Consider the following 24,644-nt stretch of genomic DNA (forward strand, 5'->3'; position numbering starts at 1 on the left):
ATCATTCTTCTCCCTTCTTTATTTCCACTCGTTTAATTTGATGCATATCTTTTTCTAGAACTTTAAAAGAAAAGCCGTGTTTTTCAATAATATCTCCTTCAGCAACGACTTGCTTTTGTACCATAATCCAGCCACCAATTGTATCTACATCATCAGCGATTAAGTGGATGCCAAATAAATCATTTACTTCACTAATAAGCACTTTCCCCTCTACAATTTTACACCCTTCACTTATATGCTCTATAGGCGGGTGTTCATCTTCATCGTATTCATCTCGAATTTCTCCAACAATTTCTTCTAAAATATCTTCTAACGTAACAATCCCAGCTGTACCACCATATTCATCATACAACACAGCTAATGGAATGTGTTTTCTTTGCATTTGTAATAGTAAATCATGAATTGGAATATTTTCTAACACTTCAATGACCGGCCTTGTATATGGCATAATCGAGCACTCCTCGTCCCGATTACCATCCATATAACGAATAAATAAATCCTTTACATTAACCATTCCAATGATTTCATCTTTATCTTCACCAAATACAGGATACCTTGTATATTTTTCTTGTGCGATTATTTTAATATGTGTTTCAAATGGTTCGTCCTCATATAAACCTACAACTTCCGTACGAGGCACCATAATTTCCTTTGCTACTCTATTATCAAATTCAAAAATATTATTTACATATTTAAATTCCCTTTGATTAATCTCCCCGCTCTCATAACTCTCAGATAAGATTAATCGTAATTCTTCTTCCGAATGAGCAACTTCATGCTCAGAAGCTGGATGTAACCCAAATAGTCCTGTTACAAGCCTTGCAGAACCATTTAAAGCCCAAATAAACGGATACATTACTCTGTAAAAGTAAATAAGTGGCTTCGATAATAATAAGCTAACTTGCTCTGCTCTTTGTATGGCGAACGTCTTAGGAGCAAGTTCACCAATAACAACATGTAAAAACGTAATAACTGCAAAAGCAATAATAAATGAAACGGTACTTGCAATTGCAGAAGATAGGTGTAGTTTTAAAAACAACGGCTCAAGTAAATGTTTTATAGTCGGCTCGCCTAACCACCCAAGCCCTAAAGCGGTAATTGTAATACCTAACTGACATGCTGATAAATATTCATCTAAATTTGAAGTTACTTTTTTTGCTGCCAATGCTCCTCGTCGTTTCTCACTAACGAGTTGGTCAATACGACTGCTACGCACCTTAATAATTGCAAACTCAACAGCTACAAAAAAACCTGTTAATGCAATAAGAATGACTACCATCAGTAATTTTAAAATATCCACATATATCCTTTAGCTTTCTTAGCTAAAGTGACACCTCCTTTAAAAAAGAAGTTTCACTTTAGTTTCTTCATTTACTCAAAAGCAACCCTATATAAAATTCACCAATTTCAAACCTCATACAATTCTAAAGGTAGACCATCCGGATCTTGGAAAAAAACAAATTTTTTTCCGGTTATTTCATCAATACGTATCGACTCAGTCTCAATACCACATTCGTTTAAATGGTTTACAGCCTCTTCTATATTTGTAACAGCAAATGCTAAATGTCTAAGTCCAGACGCTTCTGGAAAACTTGGGCGCTCAGGCGGACTTGGGAATGAAAATAATTCAATTTGATACTCTCCCCCTACACATAAATCTAACTTATAAGAATCTCGTTCCTTTCTATATACCTCATTTACCTCTTTAAAACCTAATATCCTCTTATAAAAATCTTTTGACACATCATAATTTGAACAAATAATTGCAACGTGGTGTATTCTACATATATTCATACTCTCTCTATTCCTTTCTTTACCAAAGATGCATATTCTCCCTTGAAATGAAAAACATATATAGCAGAATATCTCTATTAGGGGGCTTACTATGAAATTTATTACTTTTTTCGTAGGACTTATCGTTGTTTTCTTCCTTGCTTATATTGCTAGTAACAATAAGAAACATATTAAATTGAAACCTATTTTCATCATGCTTATTATACAGTTAATTTTAACCTATTTATTATTAAATACAGAATTTGGCCTCATACTTATTCGGGTCATTTCTAGTCTGTTTACAAAGCTACTCGAGTATGCTGCTGATGGTATAAACTTCGTATTTGGCGGCCTTGCCAATAAAGGTGAAATGCCATTTTTCCTTACTGTCTTATTACCAATTGTCTTCATTTCCGTCTTAATTGGTATATTGCAACATTTCAAAATACTACCATTTTTCATTCGTTGGATTGGTTACTTCCTTAGCAAAATAAATGGTCTTGGGAAATTAGAGTCTTACAATGCTATCGCATCTGCCATTGTCGGCCAATCAGAAGTTTTTATTACGGTCAAAAAACAATTAGCTCAAATTCCAAAACACCGTCTTTATACACTTTGTGCATCTGCCATGTCAACTGTATCTATGTCTATCGTAGGTGCCTATATGACAATGATCGAACCTAAATATGTAGTAACCGCACTCGTTCTCAATTTATTTAGCGGCTTTATTATCGTACTTATCATTAACCCTTACGACGTGAGGGATGACGAAGATATTTTAGAAATAAAAGGTGAAAAGCAAAGCTTTTTTGAAATGCTTGGAGAGTACATTCTAGATGGCTTTCGAGTAGCTATCGTTGTCGGTGCTATGCTTATCGGATTCGTCGCATTAATTAGCTGCATTAATGATCTATTCCTCATTATATTCGGCATTACTTTCCAGCAATTAATCGGCTACGTCTTTGCACCAATTGCATTTCTTATCGGTGTACCAAGTACTGAAATTGTCACAGCTGGTAGCATTATGGCAACGAAGCTTGTAACGAATGAATTTGTAGCCATGATGGATCTTAGTAAAATTTCTAATAGCCTTTCTCCTCGTACAGTTGGTATTATTTCTGTCTTCCTCGTCTCTTTTGCCAACTTTTCTTCTATCGGCATTATTTCAGGTGCGGTAAAAGGATTAAACGAAGAACAAGGAAACGTCGTTGCCAGATTTGGCCTTAAATTACTATACGGAGCAACTCTCGTTAGCATTTTATCTGCAATTATCGTAAGCATTATGTTGTAATTAGGTAAAATTTTATCATTTTCTTCTCCCTATCTTTTGTATACAATAACGAATAGATGTCTTTATAAATAATCAAGACATCTATTTTTTATACATGTACAATCGCTTTTATTTAACGTACAATATTTTTTACGTGTTTGAATGCGCTTCTAGATGTATATACTTTGATAGTTTTAAAGGAGAAAAAATGATGAAATCCGATATGAACAAAGATACTCGAGCCAAAAAAGGACGCTCAAAGAAAAAACGCCTACTTTGGTTCCTGCTTATTCCATTACTGGTTGTAGCACTTGGAGCCGGAGGCTATTCCTTCCATATATACAGTAAAGCAAAGTCTGTGTTAAGTAATGCCTATTCTGAACTGGGCCGTGGGGATAAATCCAGCAAACGTGAAAAAGCCGTTAAACCTATGACTGATAACATTTCTGTACTCATTATGGGGGTTGATGAAAGTGAAATCAGGGACAAAAATTACGGAAAAGCAACTCGTACAGATGCACTATTACTTGCCACAATTAATAAAAACGATAAATCTGTTAAGCTTGTCAGTATTCCACGTGATTCACGTGTATACATTAAATCACGTGATAAATACGATAAAATTACACATGCGCACGTATTCGGTGGTGTAGATAGCACGATTGATACGGTAGAGAACTTTTTAGATGTTCCAGTTGACTACTATGTAAAATTCAACTTTAAATCCTTTATCAAAATTGTTGATTCCCTTGGTGGGATTACTGTAGATGTTCCAGTGGAGTTCACAGAACAAAATAGTAAAGATGAAGCAGATGCAGTTCACCTTAAAAAGGGACGTCAACATTTAAATGGAGAGGAAGCACTGGCACTAGCAAGAACTCGTCATATCGATAGTGATTATATGCGCGGTCAACGACAACAGCTTGTTTTAGAAGCTATCGCTCAAAAAGCACTATCACTTAATTCCATTAATAAGATCGGTGGTCTATTAGACGCTGTCGATAAAGACTTAAAAACAAATTTAACTTTTGATGATATGATGACAATTGCAAAAAATTCAATGGATTCCAATTTAAAAATGGACAAAATGCAAGTAGAAGGTACTGATAAATATATAGGTGGTATTTATTATTACGTTCCAAACGAAAAAAGCGTCAATACGATTTCGACAACACTACAAGAACATCTCGGTGTTACGAATAAAAATGAACATAAAAAATTATAATAAAAAGGCTGCTAGAACTTTCTAGACAGCCTTTTTATTATAATTTTCAACATATTTTTCGTACACATTGTGACAAAAAGAGACAATTATTACAACAGTGTAACATTTTTTATAAAAACATTACACACATAGTGAAAATAATAGTATACTAGTACGTACATAATGTTATTTTCATCATTTTTATACAAAAAATGTAATACATATATTTATACAAAAATTTCTGGGGGGAAATAAATGAAGCTAAGTAAAATACTGATCGGTTCTGCAATTGCTGGAGGCATATTACTTTGTGTTGGCGGTGTTGGCGGATATCAATATGTATCCAAACTAAATAATCAATTAGATACTACTGCATTACCCAATACTTCATTTGAAGGTATTTCTCTCGATGGAAAAAATAAAAAAGATATTCAAGCTATTATTAATCAAAAAATCACTGAATTAGATCAAAAATCACTTACGTACATATTCCAAAACGATAAACAAACTTACACATGGAAAGATTTAGGGATAAATTATAAAGAAAAAGATATTATCGACAAAATCTTTAAAGAACAAGAAGGCAACGCAATAAATCGTTACAAAATGCGGAAACAAGCTGAGAACGGTGAAGTAAAACGTGACTATAAATTAACACCTCAATTAAATACAACTGCTTATAAAAACTTTATGAAGGATAAATATAATGAAACATTAAAAAATCCCGTTAATGCTGAATTAAGTATTGAAGGCACTACAGTAAATATTAGCCAGAGCCAAAATGGAGAAAAAATCGATAAAGAAAAGTTAACTGATTTAACGCAGCAAGCCATTACTTCTGGCACATCTAACGTTACATTACCCGTTACACTATTAAAGCCTGAACGTTCTACAGAAGATATACAGAAAATGGGGATTAAAGAAGTAATTGCTGAATATTCAACTCCAATGGCTGGTCGTAATGGGAATCAATCCTTTAACGTAAATAAGTCAGCTAATACTTTAAGTGGAGTGATTGTCGCACCTGATGAAACATTTAGTTTTAATGGCCGCGTTGGCGTAACGGATGCTGCTCATGGTTATAAATCCGCAGCTGTATATTCACAAGGGAAAGTTATACAAAGTGCAGGTGGAGGCGTTTGCCAAGTTAGTAGTACTTTATATAGCGCAGCTTTAAGAGCAGATTTAGGAATTGTTTCTCGAAGCAATCATTCTATGCCCGTAAATTATTTACCACTTGGGCAAGATGCAGCAGTAGCAGATTATGGTCCAGATTTAAAATTTAAAAACAATACAGGCAATCATATTTATATTCAAGCATTTTCAAATGGAGGTAGTATTACTACACGTATTTTCGGCACAAATACTGGTAAAAATGTTGAAGTTTCTTCTCAAGTCATTAGTAGAACTAATGATAAAATAACAGCAGTTACATATAAAAAAGTTACACAAAACGGTGAAGTAATATCTAATGGGCAAATTTCAAAAAGCGTATATAAAAGCGCTCCAAAACAATAAGACACTATTAAACGAACAAATTCCAAAAAGAAAAGGCGTGAATAAGTCACGCCTTTTTCTTTTGCAATAATACTAAAAAGGTTGTAAGATGGTCTTTCGTTTCTTCTAACGACCACATACGATTTCCTTGCTTCGCAGCTAATACGCACGCCTCTTCCCAAGCATCCTTTTTCTTCATATATAATAATTCATCGCGTAATTTCAAAACAATTTCTTCGTCCTCTTGCTCTATAAACTCTTCCATCACGCCTACTACTTCATCCTCATGGATACTTAACGTACAATACGCTTTGAAAAAATATTGTAATGTCGTATACATATTTACTCCCCCTTCTTATTTATCAGATGGATAAGAAGTAATGATCTTATATCCTAAATCTCCTGACTTATCTCTCGCTAAAACAGTAACAGTTTTGACTAACTTGTCTTTTACATTCATATTTTTCTTTATTACCGTTTTTCCAACCGGGAATGAATGTGTTGTATTTAATACGAGACGAGCCTCTTTAGAATTTTTTAACCAATCTTGAATTTCCTTATCATGCTGCTTCAAACTATCTTTTACAGCTTTCGTTGCCGTTTCCTTGTCATAGTATGTACTTGCTGCTGATACTTTATCTGTCTTCAAGCGATTCTTCAAATCTTCTTCTGATTTGCCTACATGTCTTTCAATCGTGTGACCATTTTTAGGTGGCCCTTCCATTTCATCTAAAATATTATCACTAATTTTTTCTACTGATGCCGATTGATTCCCTGTTTGTTTCTCTGTTTTTTGTTCTTTTCCTGCACATCCACTTAAGATCAGCATGAGTGCCAATAAACTACTCACGAAAAGACTACTTATTCGTTTCATCATATCACCTCTTTCATGATTATTATCGTAACTTCACTAAAAGTCAATTTCACACCGAAAAAACATACACATTTTTCAAATTCCTCATCTATTTTGCCATATTACCACCCGTTTTTCATAAAACCGTTATTTTTGCCCCTAATAAAAATATACCCCTGTGTTTTTATGATTATTTCCCAAGTTAAACCACCCATTAAAATGCCAATAAACCTTTAAAATACAGATTTATTGGCATTTTTTCAAAAAATAAAATATACCCCTAATTAAACATACCTAATACCCATATAAGGTATATAATTGGTGTTTCGTCAACGTTTTTCTATATTATGTAAATTTGTACTTGCCTACACACTGGAAATATGGTGTAATTCAAAAAAAGATAAAGGATTTTAAACAATGACTGAATCAATCCAAAACTTCTTAACAGACTATTATTCAATCGCAATTCCACTTAGTATCTTAATCAACATCATCATCAGTCTTTTAGGTGTTATCCCTAGTATTTTTTTGACCGCTATTAACATACAACTCTTTGGTGTAACAAATGGAACTATTATTTCGATCGCTGGCGAGGCATTAGGGGCTATTATCTCGTTTTATATTTATCGTATAGGTCTTCAGAAATTCACTCACAGCAAAGTAAATAAGTATCCAAAGGTAGAACGCCTACTTTATGTAGAAGGTAGAGAGGCCTTTCTACTCGTCCTATCGTTCCGCCTCATTCCTTTCATTCCGTCTAGTATCGTGACTTTATTTGCAGCTCTAGGCAAAATGTCATTACTATCCTTCAGTATTGCCAGTACAATAGGTAAAATACCGGCATTGTTAATCGAGGTATATTCTGCATACCATGTCATGAATGGCACAAATGAAGCGAAGTGGATTGTAACAATCGCAGGTTGCATTGGGTTGTATTATTTGTGGAAAAAATGGAGAAAAAAATAAAGAAGGAGCCTATGCTCCTTCTTTATTTTTGAGGTATTTTATTAATAGCTATCCTCTAAAGCCTTAGTTGATACCAACAGCACTAAATGATTGCTTAACTGCTGCTACTTCTGCAGAATTCGCACCATATAAGTCAGCTGCAGCTTGTACTGCACCAGCACGAGCTTGGCTAAATGTAGTAGATTGCGTGTAATATTGTGTGTTTGCACGGTAGTAAATTGCACCTAGCTTATCTTTACCGATACCAGTCACAGTTACACCGTAATGTGTACCGCCATTTGCTAATAAATAAGCTTGTTTATTAATAATACCACTGTTTGTATGAACGCCACCGTTATCACTTGAACCAGTGTAACGCTTAGAATAATGATCTGGATCACCATATTTAGTAGGGTCACTCATAGAACGAAGTGCATCTCCTGGTTTGCCAGGTGTGTAAATATCTTCACCAATCTCCCAGTCTGGGTTACGGTTATCATAGAATTCTACTAAAGTACCAAAGATATCAGAAATTGCTTCATTTAAAGCTCCTGATTCATTTTGATAAATTAAATTCGAGCTATTTTCCGTAACAGCATGCGTTAATTCGTGACCAATAACATCAATACCACCAGATAATGAAGTGAACGTTACACCATCACCATCTCCGTATACCATTTGTGATCCGTTCCAGAATGCATTATTATAATTGCTTCCGTAATGAACTGTTGATTTTAATGGCGCTCCTGCATCATTAATAGAGTTTCTATTAAATGTAGCTTTATAGTAATCATATGTTTTTCCCGCATAGTAATGAGCGTCTACTGCCGCTGCATCATACGCTGCATTGAAAACATTATCTGCATCTGCCCATAATGTTCCTGGTAATGTTGAGCGGTTTTTCGCATCGTATGTGAAAATTGTTGCTCCACGCGTATTATCTTGTAAATAGTAAGAGGAGCCAGATAACGTTGTATTAAGCGACTTCGTATCTCCTAATACACCTTTACCAGTACCTACTTTATTCGTTCCTGTTACAGGCTTTATAACAGCTTTCGCATCCTGTTTAGGAGCATCTTGTTTAACAGGTGACTTATCATCATTTGTCACATGATCAATTGTATTATATTTATTTAATACTTTACCGCTGTCTGCCTCAATGAAATAGTAATAGTTTCCTGGGCTTGGATCTAAGAAGTTTAGATTTACAACGTATGCATATGTTGTTTCCTCACCGTTTTGATATACATATAAGTCCGCTTTTGGTTCTACCTCATATTTAGGTGTAACACCTAAATCTTTTTGCGCAATTTCAATCGCTTTTGCGCCTTCAATCTTATTTTTATTTTTTAACTTTTCTTTTTTGTCTAAATCAGGTGCAACTGTTCCAGACAGCACTTTTAAAGAACCATCTTTACTTACGTGAGCTACTTGCGTAGAACCCCATACAGGTACTCCTTCGTATACTTGTTGCAAACGTAATACTGTTGAATCAGTTACAGCATCTTTCTTCACTTGCTTCACTTTGAAAGAATCTTGCGCACTCTTTTCCCCTAACTTATAATCACCTTTTGCCGCGTTTAAGTAATCAAACACAACAGATTCTGCTTTCTTACCAGTTGCTTCAGTTAGATCACCAGAAATAAACTCTGGTGACTGTACTGTCTCATTGTACTTCTTCGTCGAGAGCACATTTTTAGAATCCGCAAACGCAGAGCCTGTCCCTCCAAACGTAGTAACTGCCATTCCTGTCGCTAACACTAATGCTAAACTTTTCTTTTTCATGAACCTTCCCCCTAATAAATTATTTTTTGAAAAAGAGTAGTTTCATATTAGCATTATGTTTCCACTATTAATATACTAAAAATTCAAATAATTATTTTCTCAAGTTTTGTAGAATTTTGAGGAACAAATATTGAAAAACCCCTTTCCGATTGGAAAGGGGTTTTTTATTAAGATTCAATTGTTTCAACTATTTGTGTTCCTTGCGTTAAAACATCTGGTCTTGATGAATACTGTTCAATAAACTGTGTCAAAAATACAACCCCAATAACCATACCTAAAAACATCACTTTTTTCATACTATTTCTCCTCTCCTTTTTCCAGTAATGAAATAGTTTCTTTATAATAGCGACTACTCTCTTCGAAATTACGAATCCCTTCGAAGTAATGCGCAATTTCTAAATATACTTGTTTTAAATACACTAAATTACCTTCACCTTTAAAAAATGGTATAGCTTCTAATTCTAGAAACTTCTTATATTCATCCGATGTACGGAAATATTTATATTGTAAAATAACTAATAAATATAATACCCTTTTATACTTTTCATGTCGTTGAGCAATAGAAATACCTTTTTCTATCCACTGGTTCGCCTCATCCATTTGTTTTAAATGAATGCACTGTAATGCTGTATGATATAAAGTATCTAAGTAATTATTATCTTCATGTTGGTGATATTGCAAACTTTTCAAATAATATTCCTTAGCCTTTTCATATTGTTGTTGGTTACCATAGACTTCGGCAATATTACTTAATGCGATACTCATAATTACCTCATTTTCAGAAAACGAACTTGCTTCACGTAAAATACTATTGTACATATCCAAAGCCTCTTTATATTGCCCTTGCCTTACAAAACAAATCGCTATAATAAATTGGCAGTTTATCACATTACGGAATTTATACTCATTACGGAATCCCTCTATTGCAATGTTGGCAAAATGCAGAGCTTTATACGGATTTTCTAAATGGCTATATGCTAATGCTAAATTATAATAAATACCATTCTCATAATAATTTAGCTCTTTCGCCATTTTTTCCGTTTCAATTAAACTCTCTAATCCTATCTTCCATTTGTTTTGTAAACAATTTAACAATGAAACGTTATATGTGAATAACATTTTTTGAAACTGAGATAATTTCTTATACCCTTTTTTTAATTTATTTAATCTTTCTGCTCCATTGTCAATATCACGCTTAATCATAAGATAACGTACATATAATAGCTCATAATAATTCATAATTTCAAAATCAGTTACTTGCTTCATTTCTTCTTGTAAATCAGCATATATTTGCTCAATTCGCTCTCTTTCTAAATGGACGATAGCTTTATGCCATTCCTCCAGCTTCCCCTTCACATCCTCTTCTACATCTCTCAAATCCGTCACGGCAATTTCTAATCTTGCGCAGAGCAATTGTAGAATCTCTTCTGATGCTTCGATCTTTCCATTTTCGATTTTACTTAAGTATGAGACAGAACAAATGCCCTGACATAATTCTTCTTGTGTCATTTTTTGCTGTAGCCGCTTATAAAAGACTTGTTTGCCTATTTTTTCTAATGTTTGTTGCATTGTCCTCCTCCATTCTCATTTACCCCCATTACTTTAATAATACATAAAATCTTGAGAAATATAAATTGATAAATGTTAATTTTCTAAAAAATATGCAATATTTCATTTTTTTCCCTCTTGACTATACTTTCATATCCATTCTTTGCTACGAACCTTGAAAAATTGGTATACTATAACCAAATTATGGAGGTGTTTTCGCGATGACTTATTATAAAGACGATAGCTATGCCTTACATACAGATTTATATCAAATTAATATGGCTTATACATATTGGAAAGATGGTATTCATAACCGCCGCTCGGTGTTTGATTTATACTTTCGAAAACTTCCATTCGAGAATGGTTATGCTGTTTTTGCTGGTCTTGAAAAAATTGTAGAGTACATAGAAAACTTCAGCTTTACCGAAAGCGATATCGCTTATTTAGCAGAATTACAATTTGAAGAAGAATTTCTTCAGTATTTACAAAATATGAAATTCACTGGGACGATTCGAAGTATGCAAGAAGGTGAAGTTGTCTTTAATAACGAGCCTTTATTACGTGTCGATGCACCGCTCGGCGAAGCACAAATTATTGAAACCGCCCTGTTAAACATTGTGAATTACCAAACATTAATTGCAACGAAAGCAGCTCGTATGAAGCACGCTGCAAATAACGATGAACTTTTAGAATTCGGCACAAGACGTGCCCACGAGTTCGATGCAGCCCTTTGGGGTACACGTGCTGCCTTTATCGGTGGTTTCTCATCTACGAGTAACGTACGGGCTGGGAAACGCTTCGGAATACCTGTAGCCGGCACACATGCACACTCTTTCGTTCAAGCATACCGTGATGAATATGTTGCGTTTAAGAAATATGCTGAAACTCATAAAAAATGCGTCTTTCTCGTTGATACATATGACACATTAAAATCTGGTGTTCCAAATGCAATTCGCGTGGCGAAAGAGTTCGGGGATCGCATCGATTTTTACGGAATTCGCCTTGATAGTGGTGATATGGCTTATTTATCTAAAAAGGCAAGAAAACTACTAGATGAAGCTGGATTTACAAATACAAAAATTATTGCTTCTAGCGATTTAGATGAATACACAATTATGCACTTAAAATCTCAAGGAGCAAAAATTGATGTATGGGGCGTTGGAACAAAATTGATTACGTCCTTTGAGCAACCAGCTTTAGGAGCTGTTTATAAACTCGTTGCGATTGAAGATACTGATGGAAAATTAAATGATACAATTAAAATTTCATCTAACCCTGAAAAAATTACTACTCCAGGACTGAAACGAATTTATCGCATTATCAATCGAGTGAACGATCATGCTGAAGGCGATTATATTGCCTTAGATTGTGAAGAACCAGGAAAAGAAGAACGCTTAAAAATGTTTCATCCTGTTCACACGTATATAAGTAAATTTGTAACAAACTTTGAAGCACGCGAACTGCATAAAGACATTTTTGTTAATGGTAAAAGAACATATGAACTACCAGGCATATTAGATATTCAAAAATATAATGAACAAAGTCTCGCACTATTTTGGGAAGAATATATGCGAACTTTAAATCCTGAAGAATACCCTGTCGATTTAAGTCAAGAATGCTGGGATCATAAAATGAATTACATTCAAACTGTTCGAGAACAAGTTGAAAAAAATATACAAAAATAAAACAGAGAAGCTGCCCCTTCTCTGTTTTTTCAATGCTATATATCTTTGTAAAAAATATATTAAAATAACAAGACAAATATTTTTTATTTGTAAATTTAAATATTACATTATTTATCTTTAAAATAATATTTGTTATTATTTTATTGAGTCAATTTCAACAGAATAACCTAAAAAGGAGGACGCAGGTTGCGTCCTCTTTTTTATCCCGCATTAACGGGCAGTAAGACCCCCCACCTCAAAATTCAGCGAAAGCAAAGGCGTTAGATGGGGGATCAACTGCCCGTAAAAGCCCGATTGGTGAGGGCTGATAATCAGTGGGGGATAAAGAACCCCCACTGATTAAAGTTTCACTTTATAAATCTTTTACTCGTAGTACACGCATTGCATTTAACACTGCCAGTAGTGTCACACCAACATCTGAGAAAACCGCTTCCCACATTGTTGCAATACCGAAAGCACCAAGCAGTAAAACTAATCCTTTTACCCCTAATGCAAAGATAATATTTTGCCACACAATGCGTCGTGTACGTTTTGCAATGTTTACAGCTGTTGCAATTTTTGAAGGCTCATCAGTCATAATAACGATATCTGCTGCTTCAATTGCTGCATCTGATCCTAAACCACCCATTGCAATACCAACATCGGCTCTTGCTAATACCGGTGTATCATTAATACCATCACCAACGAAAGCAACTTTTTCTTTTCCATGCTTCGCTGCATCAATTTTTTCAATCTCTTCTACTTTTTGTTGCGGTAATAGTTCTGCGTGAACTTCATCTAAACCTAATTCTTTACCAACAGCTTCACCAACTGGTTTTGCATCACCAGTTAACATGACTGTCTTCTTAATGCCTAGTTCTTTTAACTTTTGAATTGCTTGTTTTGAATCTTCTTTTACCTCATCAGAGATAACAATATAACCTGCATATTTTCCATCTACAGCAACGTGAACTAATGTACCTACTGTTTCTGGTTGCTTAAATGTAATGTTCTCTTTTCTCATTAATTTAGCATTACCTGCAAAAATTTCTTTTCCTTGTACTTTTACGACTGTACCGTGACCAGAAATTTCGTTATAATCATCGATTATTTTTTCATCAACTGATTTTCCATATGCATTTCGAATCGATTGTGCAATTGGATGGTTAGAATACACTTCAGCAAATGCTGCATACTCTAATAATTCTTCATTTGTAATGCCTTCGCTTGGTTCCATTTTTGTAACTTTGAAGACACCTTTTGTTAATGTGCCTGTTTTATCAAAAACAATATATTTCACATCATTTAAAGCTTCTAAATAGTTACTTCCTTTTACTAACACACCACTTTTAGATGCACCACCGATACCTCCAAAGAATCCAAGAGGAATAGATACAACTAACGCACATGGACAAGAGATTACTAAGAACACTAAAGCTCTATAAATCCAATCAGAGAATGTAGCTCCTTCTAAAATAAGTGGGGGAATAAACGCCATGATCGCTGCTGTAATTACTACAACTGGAGTGTAGTAACGCGCGAACTTCGTAATAAAGTTTTCTGTTGGCGCTTTTTTACTGCTTGCATTTTGAACTAAATCTAAAATTTTTGATACAGTTGATTCACCAAATTCTTTTGTAACTTCAATTGTTAATACACCATTTTGGTTCACAAAACCACTTAATACATCATTTCCAACTTCAACTTCACGTGGTACAGATTCACCAGTCAATGCTGAAGTATCTACCATTGATGTTCCTTCAACTACTTTTCCGTCTAACGGTACTTTCTCACCAGGTTTCACGATAATATAATCGCCGATTTGTACATCTTCTGGTGATACTTGTTTCGTTTCATTTCCAATTTTTACATTCGCGTAATCAGGACGAATATCCATTAATGATGTAATTGATTTTCGAGAACGGTTTACCGCAATACTTTGGAATAATTCTCCTACTTGATAGAATAACATTACTGCAACCGCTTCTGGATATTGCTGAATCGCAAAAGCTCCTAGTGTTGCAATTGCCATTAAGAAGTTCTCATCAAACACTTGCCCGCGAGTTATGTTCCTTACCGCTCTCCAAACAATATCTCCACCGATTAATACATACGCAAGGACGAATAACGGAATTGTGATCATTTGTGGTAAGTCAGCTAATGCAGCAATTGCTGTCAAAATTCCGCCGACCACTAATCGGCCTACCATCTTTTTCACATTTGCTTCACCATGATCGTGACTATGTCCATGGTCATGACCACCCTTTTCTTCACGAACAACTTTCACATCTGGTTCTAACTTTTGAACGACATTTGTTATATTGGCTACAGTCGCTTCTAATTCTCTTTTATTCGCTACTTCAACTCGTAATTTCTTTGATACGAAATCAACAGTTGCTGCTGAAACCGTCGGCATTTCCTTAACTTTATTTTCAATCTTCATCGCACAGTTCGCACAATCTAAACCTTCTAATATAAATACTTCTTTTGCCACTTTTGTGTTTTTTTCTTCTTGTACTTTAATGTGCGGTTCTAATTTTGTAACGAGTTGTTTTGCTTCTGTAACAACTTCACTTTCTTTATTTTGCGCTGTTTCTAAAACCATTGTTTTTGTCGCGAAATTTACAGAGCAAGAATTTACTCCTTCTATATTTCCAACACCTTTTTCAATTTTCATTGCACAGTTCGCACAATCTAAACCTTCTAACATCAGTTTCTTTTTCACTAATGCTTCAGCCATCGTTCTCCCTCCTCGCGTTCTATTTATTCTTCCTCGTTTACGTGTTCAAACGCTTGCTCGAAGATATGAATTACGTGTTGGTCAGCTAACGAATAATAAACGACCTTTCCTTCTTTACGATTCTTTACAAGTTTCGCTTGCTTTAACACACGAAGCTGATGTGAAATAGATGATTGTGTCATTCCTAATAAATACGCTAAATCACAAACACACATTTCAGCTTCAAATAACGCATGTAATATTCTCGTACGTGTACGATCGCCTAATACTTTAAATAATTCTGCTACTTTACTTAAACTTTCATCCGTTGGAATTGTTTGTTTTACTTGATCAACAACTTCTTCATGAATTATCGTTTGAGAACATGTCTCTTGTGGTGTTTCTACTTTATTTCCAGCCATTATAGCTCACCTCTTTATTTGAACATATGAACAATCATTCATATATCTTATACCTTTATTATATGAGCGTCCATTCATATGTGTCAATGAAATCTCATACATTTTTTTGAACATTTCGTTCACATTTTAAAAAGATCTACACATATTTTCCGCATCCATTACATTCTCATACAAAAAGAATATACACTTTGCACAAAAGAAAAAGCCTTGCGCGTTCCCTAGACGCACAAGGCTTACTATACTTATATCCCTTTTAACTAAGCTTTTAATTAGCTTGTTCTAAATTATCCTGCGAACTTCCATCGTCTTTTAAATGACTATGTTTTTTCGAATAAACAAAGTATACAACTACTCCAATTGCTAACCAAATACCGAAGTAGATCCATGTTGTTAATGGTAGGTTAAACATTAAGAATAGACAACATGCGATTGAAATAAGCGGTAGCGTTGGTACAAGTGGTACCATAAAGCCACGTTTTAAGTTCGGATGTGTTTTACGAAGAATAATAACTGACACACCTACCATCGCAAATGTTAACAATGCTCCAATATTCGCTAAATTCGATAATTCTTTTAAATCGATAAATCCAGCAATTAAAGCACTACCAATACCTGTTAACCAAGTTGAAAATACTGGTGCTTCTGTCTTTTTATTAATTTTCGCAAATGATTTTGGTAATAAACCATCACGGCTCATCGCGAAGAATACACGTGTCGTTGCATAAATGTAAGCAAAGATTACAGCCATAATACCAATTACAGCTCCAACTGCGATTACACCTGCTACTTTATCTTGTCCTACAACTTCTAACACATATGCCATAGCTTCTGGTACATCTAATTCTTTATAAGAAACCATACCTGTCATAACGAGACATACTACAACATAAATAATTGTACAAATAACTAACGAAGCAATAATACCAATCGGTAAATCACGTTGTGGATTTTTTACTTCTTCAGCAGAAGTTGCTAATGCATCAAATCCTAAGAAAGCAAAGAATACTGCTGCTCCGCCGGCAAAGATTCCGCTAATACCGTATGGTGCAAATGGTGTCCAGTTTTCTGGTTGTACGTAGAACGCACCAACTGCAATGAATAAAATAACAATACCAATTTTAATTAATACCATTATGTTATTCACACGCTTACTTTCTTTCGTACCTCTTGATAGTAACCAAGTTAAAACTAATGTAATGACTACTGCTGGTAAATTCACGATCCCACCTTGTGATGGAATCTTTAACAACTCTGTTGGAATTTCTAATCCGAATCCACTCACTAAGTTATTGAAATAACCTGTCCATCCACCTGCTACTGCAGCAGTTGTTACGACATATACAGATAGTAATGTCCATCCCATTAGGTGGGCAATAAACTCACCAATCGTCGCATATGAATATGTGTACACACTACCTGAAACCGGCAGTGTAGATGCAACTTCTGCATAACATAATGCTGCAAATCCACAAACGATCGCTGCAATCATGAATGAAAAAATAACTGCTGGACCAGCATCTCTTGCTGCTACTAATCCTGTTAATACTAGTACTCCTGTACCGATTATCGCACCAATCCCTAGCATTGTTAGGTCAAATGCCCCTAGCGTTTTCGTTAAAGTTTTACTTTTACTTTCCCCTAACAATTGCGTAACGGATTTCTTTTTAAATAGGTTGGCCACGATGTATGCCCCCTTTTGCCAAGAAGAGCTAAGAGATATTCACTCTTAGCTCTTATCATGTTGGTTTATATATTGTTCGATTTTGTTTTGTATAATGCTTCTATTAGCAAGATACTGTTTCTGCTTCTAATAATTCTTTAGCACCTTTGTACTCTACACCGTGAGCTTCTGCAACTGCTTCAAATGTTACATAGCCATCTAATGTGTTAATACCTTTTAGTAACGCAGAGTTGCCTAGGCAAGCTTCTTTGTAGCCTTTGTTAGCAATTTGTACTGCATATGGTACTGTTACGTTTGTTAATGCAAGAGTTGATGTACGTGGAACCGCACCTGGCATGTTTGCAACTGCATAATGAACAACGCCGTGTTTTTCGTAAGTTGGGTTATCATGAGTTGTAATACGGTCAGTTGTTTCGAAAATACCACCTTGGTCAATCGCGATATCTACAACAACAGAACCTGGTTCCATTGATTTAATCATTTCTTCTGTTACAAGTTTTGGCGCTTTTGCACCTGGGATTAATACTGCACCGATTACAAGATCAGACTCTTTTACAGCTTCTGCAATATTGTAAGGATTAGACATTAAAGTTTTTACTTGGTTTCCGAAAATGTCATCTAATTGACGAAGACGTTCTGCACTTAAGTCGATGATTGTTACATCCGCACCTAGTCCAACTGCAATTTTAGCAGCATTTGTACCAGCTTGTCCACCACCGATGATTGTTACTTTACCACGTTTAACCCCTGGAACACCTGCAAGTAAGATACCTTTACCGCCTTTGTTTTTCTCAAGGAATTGTGCACCAATTTGTGCAGCCATACGACCAGCTACTTCACTCATAGGTGCAAGTAATGGTAGAGAACGGTTTTCTAACTGTACTGTTTCATATGCAATAGAAACAACTTTCTTTTCGATTAATGCTTTTGTTAATTCTGGTTCTGGAGCTAAGTGTAAGTATGTGAATAAGATCAAACCTTCGCTGAAGTGTTTGTATTCGCTTTCAATTGGTTCCTTAACTTTCATAACCATTTCCATGTTCCAAGCTTCTTCAGCTGTATCAACAATTTTCGCTCCTGCTTCAACATACTGAGCATCTGTAAAACCAGATCCTAAACCTGCACCCTTTTGAATGAATACTTCGTGATTGTTACGAATTAAATGTACAACACCTGCTGGTGTCATTGCCACACGGTTTTCGTTGTTTTTAATTTCTGCTGGTACCCCAATACGCATAATGAAATGCCCCCTTATAATTAACAGAAAAAAGAAAGTCTTTTTTCTTTTTTTAATAATTAATAACTTATGTCCTTATTCTAGCATAACTTAAAAATTATGAAAACGCTAACATACCATTTTTTTAAAGTTTATATATTTAGAATAGTGTAAATATATAAAACATTGATTCTATTAGGATTCTCGTTCCATTCCATTATCTATCACTCTATTTTTATTATACTCTTCCAAAATGAGTACCAACCATTTATTATTCGACAATAATGTAACAATGTAAGAAACCCCAATAACACCGTATACATATACAGTTGTGAATTTACACAATACTTTAGGGATATATTCTTTTCATAAAAAAACAGCTGCTAGCATTTAGCTAGCAGCTGGATAACTTATAAATAACTTGGAAAATAAATCATCTGTTGTCTCAGTAATTTTATCAAACAGATCACTTTCTTCCTCTTCTTGCTCTTTTAACATCTTAATTGTTTCACGTGCATCTTCAGGATAGTCGGTAATGATACCATCTACGTTTAATTTATAATATCCCTTTAAACTTTCCATATCATTTACCGTCCATACGTAAATTGGCTTGTTTAACTTCCTTGCTTCTTTTACTAATTTCTTATTTAACATATATTCTTCTGCTACATAAAAATCAGCCTTCACATTTTTTAAGTTAGCTCTACTCGCATACAGTATATATCCTACTTTTATATCTGGATTTGCACGCTTAAACTCTTTAATAAGCGGATAGTGTAACGTTTGAATGACACATTGTTTCTCAAATTCATTATCTTTAATCGCTTTTAATACTTTGTTTACAAAATCTTTTTCGCCACCATGAAGCTTCACTTCAATATTAAGTTTGATTTTTCCCTTTGCCAACTTAATGATCTCATCAAGTGTACTTATTTGTCCTGAAAACCCATCTTGACTAAGAGTAAGTTGTCTTAACTCGTCCATCGTTAAATCTGACACATGAACATTAGCATTAGCAAGGCGTTTCAACTTCAAATCATGTATAACTGCTAATTCACCGTCTTTTGTTTGTAATACATCAATTTCAGCATAGTCTGCTTTTGCATCAATAGCACCTTGAATGGCTTCTTTCGTATTTTCTACTCCTTTTGATATATACCCACGGTGCGCCATAATAATCGGTTCTTTATATGAATTTGAAATAAACGTTACTATGAAGGCAACAACCATCCCGGCAGTAATAATTCCTACAATATATACACCAATAAATTTCCAACGATGTTTTTGGAAGAAACATTTATCTGCTTTCGTTTTCGAATAATCTAACCCTTCTTCTAATAAAACATCTTCAACTGGCACCTTTTGTAAATACAATCGCGTAATCGCCATAATATAAAATGGTGTCACGATAAAGCTAAATAAATACAATGTACTCGTTAAAAATACAGACATTGTAGATTCCGCTAATAATGCAAATGTCCCTTTCGGATTTGTAAATTCATAAACACCCCATAGACACAATAAATATATTCCTAAAAATAGGACATACACAATTCCTATTGAAATAAAAAATCCGACTAAAAAGAGTAGTACTTTAAAAAAGCTTTCTTTTACTAACTTTGCACTTTTACGTGCTGCCACGCGAAATGGCTTTTGCTCTAAAACAACAATAGGTAGAACAAAAATCCAGCGAAGGTTCAAATACGCAACTACAGCAAAGAATGTGTAATAACCAACTTGTCCCATCGTTGTCTTGAACAGTTCTCCTGTAATGAAGTTAGGAATTTGAATTTGCGGGATTAATGCTGTTTCATATCCCATATTTAAAAGAGGTAACAATACGACAGCATATAAAATAAATCCCGGTAAGCAATATGTGAAAAGGGTAGGTAAATACGTTACTGTTTTATACAAAATTGGACGTAATCTCACCTTTTGCCTTTTATGAGCAAAGTACGAAATAATAATAAGCACCGCAAATTCCGTAAAGATAAGAAACAGCGCTAACAATGATAAAATTACAATTGCCAAAATGCCATAAGGCGTCTTTAAAAACGCTAATAATTCATCATTTGTCGCGTTTGCATAACCACCAAAATACAATAACTTATTAAAAATGATCCCAAATAGCGGGACAAATACAATCGCTGCTAATAATTTATAAGCGAGTTGAAAGGTTAATACATTCCAAAAAGCAAATTTAACTGTTTGAAAGGAATGTCCTATTACTCCTGGTATAGATAGTCTTTTACGGTGTTGCATATATTCCTCCACATTCTAAAACGATATTTGAGATGGATTCCATATTTCCATTTCTAATCCATCTTTTTAATAATAATATATTCCGCTTAACATGAACACTCTTATACATACAATGAAAAAAGTGATGGTTACTCCCCATCACTTTTTCACTTACTCTATTTTTTCTCTAATCCTTGTCCAAATGCTTTCAAGAAGCTAAAACCGAATGTAATGGCTCTATTGATATCTGGATCTTTTAACACTTTAAAGAAATCCATCACTTTTGTTTTTTTACCACTATTTAATTCATCTGTTGCAAATTGTAATCCAGTAACTAAGCTGGATGTAATTTGTTTCGTTACTTCCGGATCAACTGAAGATAAAGCTTCTCCTGCCCCCATCATATTGTTGAGTGCATTTTTAACTGGTTCACGATTTAATTGCTCCACAGCGATCTTTGAAACATCTTCCTTCGCAGCAAGTAAACTAATCGCCGCATCTAATATACCAGCCTTCTGCAACTGCGCTAACAGCTGCATCGTTTCTTCTACTGCTTCACGATTATTAGATAGCTCATTTAGAAGTTCATCTGCTACTTGCTGTTTCTGTTCTTCCTCTGTTACAACTTTCTTTTTAATTAAAGTAATTTCTTTCGCCACTATCTCCGCCCCCTAGTCCACAAGTGATACGTATTGTTTTCTTTGCCATTTTTGCTCGATTTCAACACCATTTTGCGGATTACGCTTTTTATCTCGCGGGTTTGAAGATGGTAACGGACGATTTCCTTTTTCACGTAATACACGCATTTTCACCATCGTTTGTTTGTACGCCGGTGTACACGTATAAAGGTCTGTTGCCGTCCCAGTTAAAATATTAATCGCTTCTTCATTTACCGTTGCATGCATCGGTAAGTATAGCTCTGTCCCCGTTACACGATCAGTAATAAGCGCTTGTACTTTAATTTTGCCAAAGGGTGATGCTAATTCTACAAGACCACCATCTTTCACATTGCGCTCTATAGCGAGTTCAGGTGAAATTTCAACGAATACTTCAGATACTTTAGATAAAATACCAGCCGACTTATTCGTCATATTCCCTTCATGGAAATGTTCTAGCATACGTCCATTATTTAAAAGTAAATCATACTCATCTGGCGCTACAACTGGTGGTACCCATTCATCTAATGATAAACGAGCTAGTTTATCTGGGAAGTTAAATCCGTCTACATATAATAGCGGTGTATCACTACCATCATGGCTACCCCAACATAAACTATTCCAACCTTCTAGACGGTCGTACGTTGCTTGAGAGTATAACGGTGCAAGTGATGCGATTTCATCCATAATTTCACTTGGACTTTCGTAATTCCAATCCCCGCCGAGTGCACGAGCAACTTTTTGTAAAATCCACCAGTCTGGTTTTGAATCACCCAGTGGTTTTAATACTTCATATAACCTTTGAATACGGCGCTCTGTATTCGTAAACGTTCCTTCTTTTTCTAAGCTTGGTGCCGCTGGTAAAATAACATCAGCAAAACGAGCTGTTTTTGATAAGAACATATCTTGAACAACGAGGAAGTCTAAATTCGCTAAAATATGTTGCACATGGTTCGCATTGGAATCGACTAAAGCCATTTCTTCTCCCATGACATACATACCACGTAGTTTTCCTTCTTCTGCCGCAAGTAACATTGCAATATTATTTAATCCTGGTGCTTTCGGAATAGTTGTGCCGTATGCTTTTTCAAACTTAGCACGAAGCGTATCATCTGATACTGCTTGATAACCTGGAAGCCAGTTTGGTAATGTCGCCATATCACAAGCACCTTGTACATTATTATGACCTCGTAATGGATATGCGCCTGCACCAGGACGACGATAGTTCCCCGTAACAAGCAGTAAATTGGAAATAGCAGCAGATGTTGTACTTCCTCCTGTATTTTGCGTTACACCCATTCCCCAAAGTATACAAGTTCCATCTGCTTCATATACCATACGAGCCATTTCTTTCAGGTTTTCTTTCGAAATCCCCGTAATTTCTTCTGTATAATCAAGCGTATACTTTTCTAGCATTATGCTATATTCATCAAAGTTCTTCACATTTTCAGCTATGAACTTTTTATCGTGCCAATCTTGATCAATAATATATTTCGTAATACCAGCAAGCCATACGTAATCCGTACCTTGGCGCGGATGAATAAATAAATCCGCACGCTCTGCCATTTCATGTTTACGAAGGTCTGCTACAATCAGTTTTTGCTCGTGTAATTTATGAGCACGTTTTACACGCGTCGCAAGCACAGGGTGTCCTTCTGTTGGATTCGCACCAACGATAATGACAAGGCCTGCTTCAGCTATATCTTTCACTGTTCCTGCATCTCCGCCCATACCGACAGTTTTAAATAAACCGTCTGTTGCTGGAGATTGACAATAACGAGAACAATTGTCTACATTATTCGTTCCATATATTTGTCGAGCTAGTTTTTGCATAAGGTAATTTTCTTCATTTGTTACTTTCGATGAAGAAATAAATCCAAATGCATCGCTGCCGTATTCAGATTTAATATGCTGCATGTTAGAAGCAACAACTTCTAATGCCTCTTCCCAAGTAGCTTCAACAAACATATCTCCTTGGCGAATTAATGGCTTCGTAATTCGATCTTCACTATTTACAAAGTCCCATCCAAATTTACCTTTTACACATGTGGAAATTCCATTAACTGGTGCATCTGAAACAGGTTGCACTTTTAATATATGGCGATCTTTCGTCCATACTTCGAATGAACAACCGACACCACAAAATGTACAAACTGTTTTTGTTTTATTCACTTTCGTCTTACGCATCGCAGCCTCTACTTCTGAAACCGCTAAAATACTACTATATCCAGGCTCTACATCTTTTACAAAATCAATCATCGGATCTAACACATCTGGTTTTAATCCTGTCATAAATCCAGCTTCACCTAACATGGATTTCTCCATCAACGCATTACATGGACATACTGTTACACACTGCCCGCAACTTACACAAGATGAGTCATTTATACTTACACCATTATCCCATATAACACGCGGACGATCTAAGCTCCAGTCTATCGATATAGTTTCATTAACCTGTAGGTTTTGACATACTTCTACACACTGTCCACAAGCAATACATTGATTTGGATCATACCGATAAAACGGATGTGACATATCCACTTCACAAGCACTTACTTTCGGCTCATACGGATATTTCTGTTCTTCAATTCCCATCATATGTACGGTGTTATGGACTTTACAATTACCATTATTGTTATCACACACGGTACAATACAATAAATGATTCTCTAATATTCGATCCATCGCCTCAGTCTGCGCCTCTTTGGCACGCTGGGACTGTCTTTCGATATGCATACCGTTCTCTACTTTCGTTGAACAAGCACGCATTAACTTCCCATCTACTTCTACAATACACGTATCACAAGTTTGAATTGGATCTACTTCTGGTACATGACAAATTTGAGGATGTTCCAAATTACTCTCGTTAAATAATTGTAGTATCGTCTTTTCACCCGATGTGGAACATTCTTTACCATCCACGGTTACACGGACTGTCTGTTCTGCCATAGTTTCCCCTCTCCTTACAACCAACTGTACAATCCACTTATGAATCCGTTTTCATAAGTGGGTTGTACATATTTTTGAAACGCCCTGCCCAAATACTTTTCTTTTGAAGTCGATTCTAGATGTTTATAAGGCATCACTACGAAAGCTTGAAAATTTCACTATTCTACATTTCTATTATATCGTACATATACAATAATAACCAAAATAATCTGTGATCT

Annotated in this window: 19 protein-coding genes; 5 read left to right on the forward strand and 14 right to left on the reverse strand. The window is 35.2% G+C overall.

Annotated elements, in window-relative coordinates:
* Nucleotide 1 precedes the first annotated feature (1 nt).
* Nucleotides 2-1,300 (reverse strand): hemolysin family protein, encoded by a 1,299-nt coding sequence (locus PDK19_RS15855; protein ID WP_000353306.1) that lies wholly within the window; start codon nucleotides 1,298-1,300, stop codon nucleotides 2-4.
* A 107-nt stretch (nucleotides 1,301-1,407) separates the two neighbouring features.
* Nucleotides 1,408-1,794 carry an SMU1112c/YaeR family gloxylase I-like metalloprotein gene (gloA2, locus tag PDK19_RS15860; protein WP_014893322.1) on the reverse strand — a complete coding sequence of 129 codons (387 nt, stop codon included), beginning with the start codon at nucleotides 1,792-1,794 and terminating at the stop codon, nucleotides 1,408-1,410.
* A 91-nt stretch (nucleotides 1,795-1,885) separates the two neighbouring features.
* On the opposite strand from gloA2, the gene PDK19_RS15865 reads away from it, so the two are divergent.
* The 3 genes from PDK19_RS15865 to PDK19_RS15875 all read left to right on the forward strand — a co-directional run bounded on the left by PDK19_RS15865 (nucleotide 1,886) and on the right by PDK19_RS15875 (nucleotide 5,765).
* Nucleotides 1,886-3,064 carry a NupC/NupG family nucleoside CNT transporter gene (locus PDK19_RS15865; RefSeq protein WP_000668861.1) on the forward strand — a complete coding sequence of 393 codons (1,179 nt, stop codon included), beginning with the start codon at nucleotides 1,886-1,888 and terminating at the stop codon, nucleotides 3,062-3,064.
* A 187-nt stretch (nucleotides 3,065-3,251) separates the two neighbouring features.
* Nucleotides 3,252-4,268 (forward strand): LCP family protein, encoded by a 1,017-nt coding sequence (locus PDK19_RS15870; RefSeq protein WP_014893323.1) that lies wholly within the window; start codon nucleotides 3,252-3,254, stop codon nucleotides 4,266-4,268.
* Nucleotides 4,269-4,502: 234 nt separating this feature from the next.
* Nucleotides 4,503-5,765: a VanW family protein gene (locus PDK19_RS15875; protein ID WP_049114320.1), complete on the forward strand. Its 1,263-nt coding sequence runs from the start codon at nucleotides 4,503-4,505 to the stop codon at nucleotides 5,763-5,765.
* A 46-nt stretch (nucleotides 5,766-5,811) separates the two neighbouring features.
* Here PDK19_RS15875 and PDK19_RS15880 read toward each other — a convergent pair whose 3' ends face one another.
* Nucleotides 5,812-6,084, reverse strand: a complete 273-nt coding sequence (locus tag PDK19_RS15880; RefSeq protein ID WP_049114322.1) for a hypothetical protein — start codon at nucleotides 6,082-6,084, stop codon at nucleotides 5,812-5,814.
* Between the two features lie 15 nt (nucleotides 6,085-6,099).
* Nucleotides 6,100-6,618 carry an RNase A-like domain-containing lipoprotein gene (locus PDK19_RS15885; RefSeq protein WP_000822717.1) on the reverse strand — a complete coding sequence of 173 codons (519 nt, stop codon included), beginning with the start codon at nucleotides 6,616-6,618 and terminating at the stop codon, nucleotides 6,100-6,102.
* Between the two features lie 396 nt (nucleotides 6,619-7,014).
* Here PDK19_RS15885 and PDK19_RS15890 point away from each other — a divergent pair, with 396 nt between their 5' ends.
* Complete coding sequence (locus PDK19_RS15890; RefSeq protein ID WP_000140360.1) at nucleotides 7,015-7,563, forward strand: TVP38/TMEM64 family protein; 549 nt, start codon at nucleotides 7,015-7,017, stop codon at nucleotides 7,561-7,563.
* Between the two features lie 63 nt (nucleotides 7,564-7,626).
* On the opposite strand, the gene PDK19_RS15895 is transcribed toward PDK19_RS15890, so the two are convergent.
* The 3 genes from PDK19_RS15895 to PDK19_RS15905 all read right to left on the reverse strand — a co-directional run bounded on the left by PDK19_RS15895 (nucleotide 7,627) and on the right by PDK19_RS15905 (nucleotide 10,896).
* Nucleotides 7,627-9,327 (reverse strand): M4 family metallopeptidase, encoded by a 1,701-nt coding sequence (locus PDK19_RS15895; RefSeq protein ID WP_000730366.1) that lies wholly within the window; start codon nucleotides 9,325-9,327, stop codon nucleotides 7,627-7,629.
* Nucleotides 9,328-9,494: 167 nt separating this feature from the next.
* Complete coding sequence (locus tag PDK19_RS15900; protein ID WP_139254109.1) at nucleotides 9,495-9,623, reverse strand: NprX family peptide pheromone; 129 nt, start codon at nucleotides 9,621-9,623, stop codon at nucleotides 9,495-9,497.
* A gap of 1 nt (nucleotide 9,624) precedes the next feature.
* The gene (locus PDK19_RS15905; protein ID WP_001187942.1) at nucleotides 9,625-10,896 is read right to left on the reverse strand and encodes a tetratricopeptide repeat protein; all 1,272 of its coding nucleotides are present in this window, start codon (nucleotides 10,894-10,896) and stop codon (nucleotides 9,625-9,627) included.
* 200 nt (nucleotides 10,897-11,096) lie between these two features.
* Here PDK19_RS15905 and PDK19_RS15910 point away from each other — a divergent pair, with 200 nt between their 5' ends.
* The gene (locus tag PDK19_RS15910; RefSeq protein ID WP_000222902.1) at nucleotides 11,097-12,560 is read left to right on the forward strand and encodes a nicotinate phosphoribosyltransferase; all 1,464 of its coding nucleotides are present in this window, start codon (nucleotides 11,097-11,099) and stop codon (nucleotides 12,558-12,560) included.
* 352 nt (nucleotides 12,561-12,912) lie between these two features.
* Here PDK19_RS15910 and PDK19_RS15915 read toward each other — a convergent pair whose 3' ends face one another.
* The 7 genes from PDK19_RS15915 to fdhF form a co-directional block, all read right to left on the reverse strand.
* Nucleotides 12,913-15,279, reverse strand: coding sequence for a heavy metal translocating P-type ATPase (locus PDK19_RS15915; protein WP_049111195.1), 2,367 nt, complete (start codon nucleotides 15,277-15,279; stop codon nucleotides 12,913-12,915).
* A gap of 23 nt (nucleotides 15,280-15,302) precedes the next feature.
* Nucleotides 15,303-15,680 (reverse strand): ArsR/SmtB family transcription factor, encoded by a 378-nt coding sequence (locus PDK19_RS15920; RefSeq protein WP_000918377.1) that lies wholly within the window; start codon nucleotides 15,678-15,680, stop codon nucleotides 15,303-15,305.
* A gap of 265 nt (nucleotides 15,681-15,945) precedes the next feature.
* Nucleotides 15,946-17,361 (reverse strand): amino acid permease, encoded by a 1,416-nt coding sequence (locus PDK19_RS15925; protein WP_001284877.1) that lies wholly within the window; start codon nucleotides 17,359-17,361, stop codon nucleotides 15,946-15,948.
* Nucleotides 17,362-17,464: 103 nt separating this feature from the next.
* A complete protein-coding gene (gene ald / locus PDK19_RS15930) occupies nucleotides 17,465-18,598 on the reverse strand; it encodes an alanine dehydrogenase (RefSeq protein WP_001219742.1) in 1,134 nt (377 codons plus the stop codon).
* Between the two features lie 369 nt (nucleotides 18,599-18,967).
* On the reverse strand, nucleotides 18,968-20,839 hold the full coding sequence (locus PDK19_RS15935; protein WP_001164725.1) for a glycerophosphoryl diester phosphodiesterase membrane domain-containing protein: 1,872 nt from the start codon (nucleotides 20,837-20,839) through the stop codon (nucleotides 18,968-18,970).
* Between the two features lie 155 nt (nucleotides 20,840-20,994).
* Nucleotides 20,995-21,477, reverse strand: coding sequence for a DUF1641 domain-containing protein (locus tag PDK19_RS15940; protein ID WP_001040529.1), 483 nt, complete (start codon nucleotides 21,475-21,477; stop codon nucleotides 20,995-20,997).
* Nucleotides 21,478-21,489: 12 nt separating this feature from the next.
* Nucleotides 21,490-24,426, reverse strand: a complete 2,937-nt coding sequence (gene fdhF, locus PDK19_RS15945; protein ID WP_262743988.1) for a formate dehydrogenase subunit alpha — start codon at nucleotides 24,424-24,426, stop codon at nucleotides 21,490-21,492.
* Nucleotides 24,427-24,644 lie beyond the last annotated feature (218 nt).

Source organism: Bacillus cereus group sp. BcHK124, from assembly GCF_027712065.1.
GTDB lineage: Bacteria > Bacillota > Bacilli > Bacillales > Bacillaceae_G > Bacillus_A > Bacillus_A pacificus.

What these genes read in the sequence shown, in the direction of transcription:
- PDK19_RS15935 (WP_001164725.1), bottom strand. Translation starts at nt 20,839, where the DNA reads ATGCAACACCGTAAAAGACTATCTATACCAGGAGTAATAGGACATTCC.
- PDK19_RS15875 (WP_049114320.1), top strand. Translation starts at nt 4,503, where the DNA reads ATGAAGCTAAGTAAAATACTGATCGGTTCTGCAATTGCTGGAGGCATA.
- PDK19_RS15905 (WP_001187942.1), bottom strand. Translation starts at nt 10,896, where the DNA reads ATGCAACAAACATTAGAAAAAATAGGCAAACAAGTCTTTTATAAGCGG.
- PDK19_RS15880 (WP_049114322.1), bottom strand. Translation starts at nt 6,084, where the DNA reads ATGTATACGACATTACAATATTTTTTCAAAGCGTATTGTACGTTAAGT.
- PDK19_RS15900 (WP_139254109.1), bottom strand. Translation starts at nt 9,623, where the DNA reads ATGAAAAAAGTGATGTTTTTAGGTATGGTTATTGGGGTTGTATTTTTG.
- PDK19_RS15870 (WP_014893323.1), top strand. Translation starts at nt 3,252, where the DNA reads ATGATGAAATCCGATATGAACAAAGATACTCGAGCCAAAAAAGGACGC.
- PDK19_RS15915 (WP_049111195.1), bottom strand. Translation starts at nt 15,279, where the DNA reads ATGGCTGAAGCATTAGTGAAAAAGAAACTGATGTTAGAAGGTTTAGAT.
- fdhF (WP_262743988.1), bottom strand. Translation starts at nt 24,426, where the DNA reads ATGGCAGAACAGACAGTCCGTGTAACCGTGGATGGTAAAGAATGTTCC.
- PDK19_RS15865 (WP_000668861.1), top strand. Translation starts at nt 1,886, where the DNA reads ATGAAATTTATTACTTTTTTCGTAGGACTTATCGTTGTTTTCTTCCTT.
- PDK19_RS15890 (WP_000140360.1), top strand. Translation starts at nt 7,015, where the DNA reads ATGACTGAATCAATCCAAAACTTCTTAACAGACTATTATTCAATCGCA.
- PDK19_RS15910 (WP_000222902.1), top strand. Translation starts at nt 11,097, where the DNA reads ATGACTTATTATAAAGACGATAGCTATGCCTTACATACAGATTTATAT.
- PDK19_RS15920 (WP_000918377.1), bottom strand. Translation starts at nt 15,680, where the DNA reads ATGGCTGGAAATAAAGTAGAAACACCACAAGAGACATGTTCTCAAACG.
- PDK19_RS15895 (WP_000730366.1), bottom strand. Translation starts at nt 9,327, where the DNA reads ATGAAAAAGAAAAGTTTAGCATTAGTGTTAGCGACAGGAATGGCAGTT.
- PDK19_RS15885 (WP_000822717.1), bottom strand. Translation starts at nt 6,618, where the DNA reads ATGAAACGAATAAGTAGTCTTTTCGTGAGTAGTTTATTGGCACTCATG.
- gloA2 (WP_014893322.1), bottom strand. Translation starts at nt 1,794, where the DNA reads ATGAATATATGTAGAATACACCACGTTGCAATTATTTGTTCAAATTAT.
- ald (WP_001219742.1), bottom strand. Translation starts at nt 18,598, where the DNA reads ATGCGTATTGGGGTACCAGCAGAAATTAAAAACAACGAAAACCGTGTG.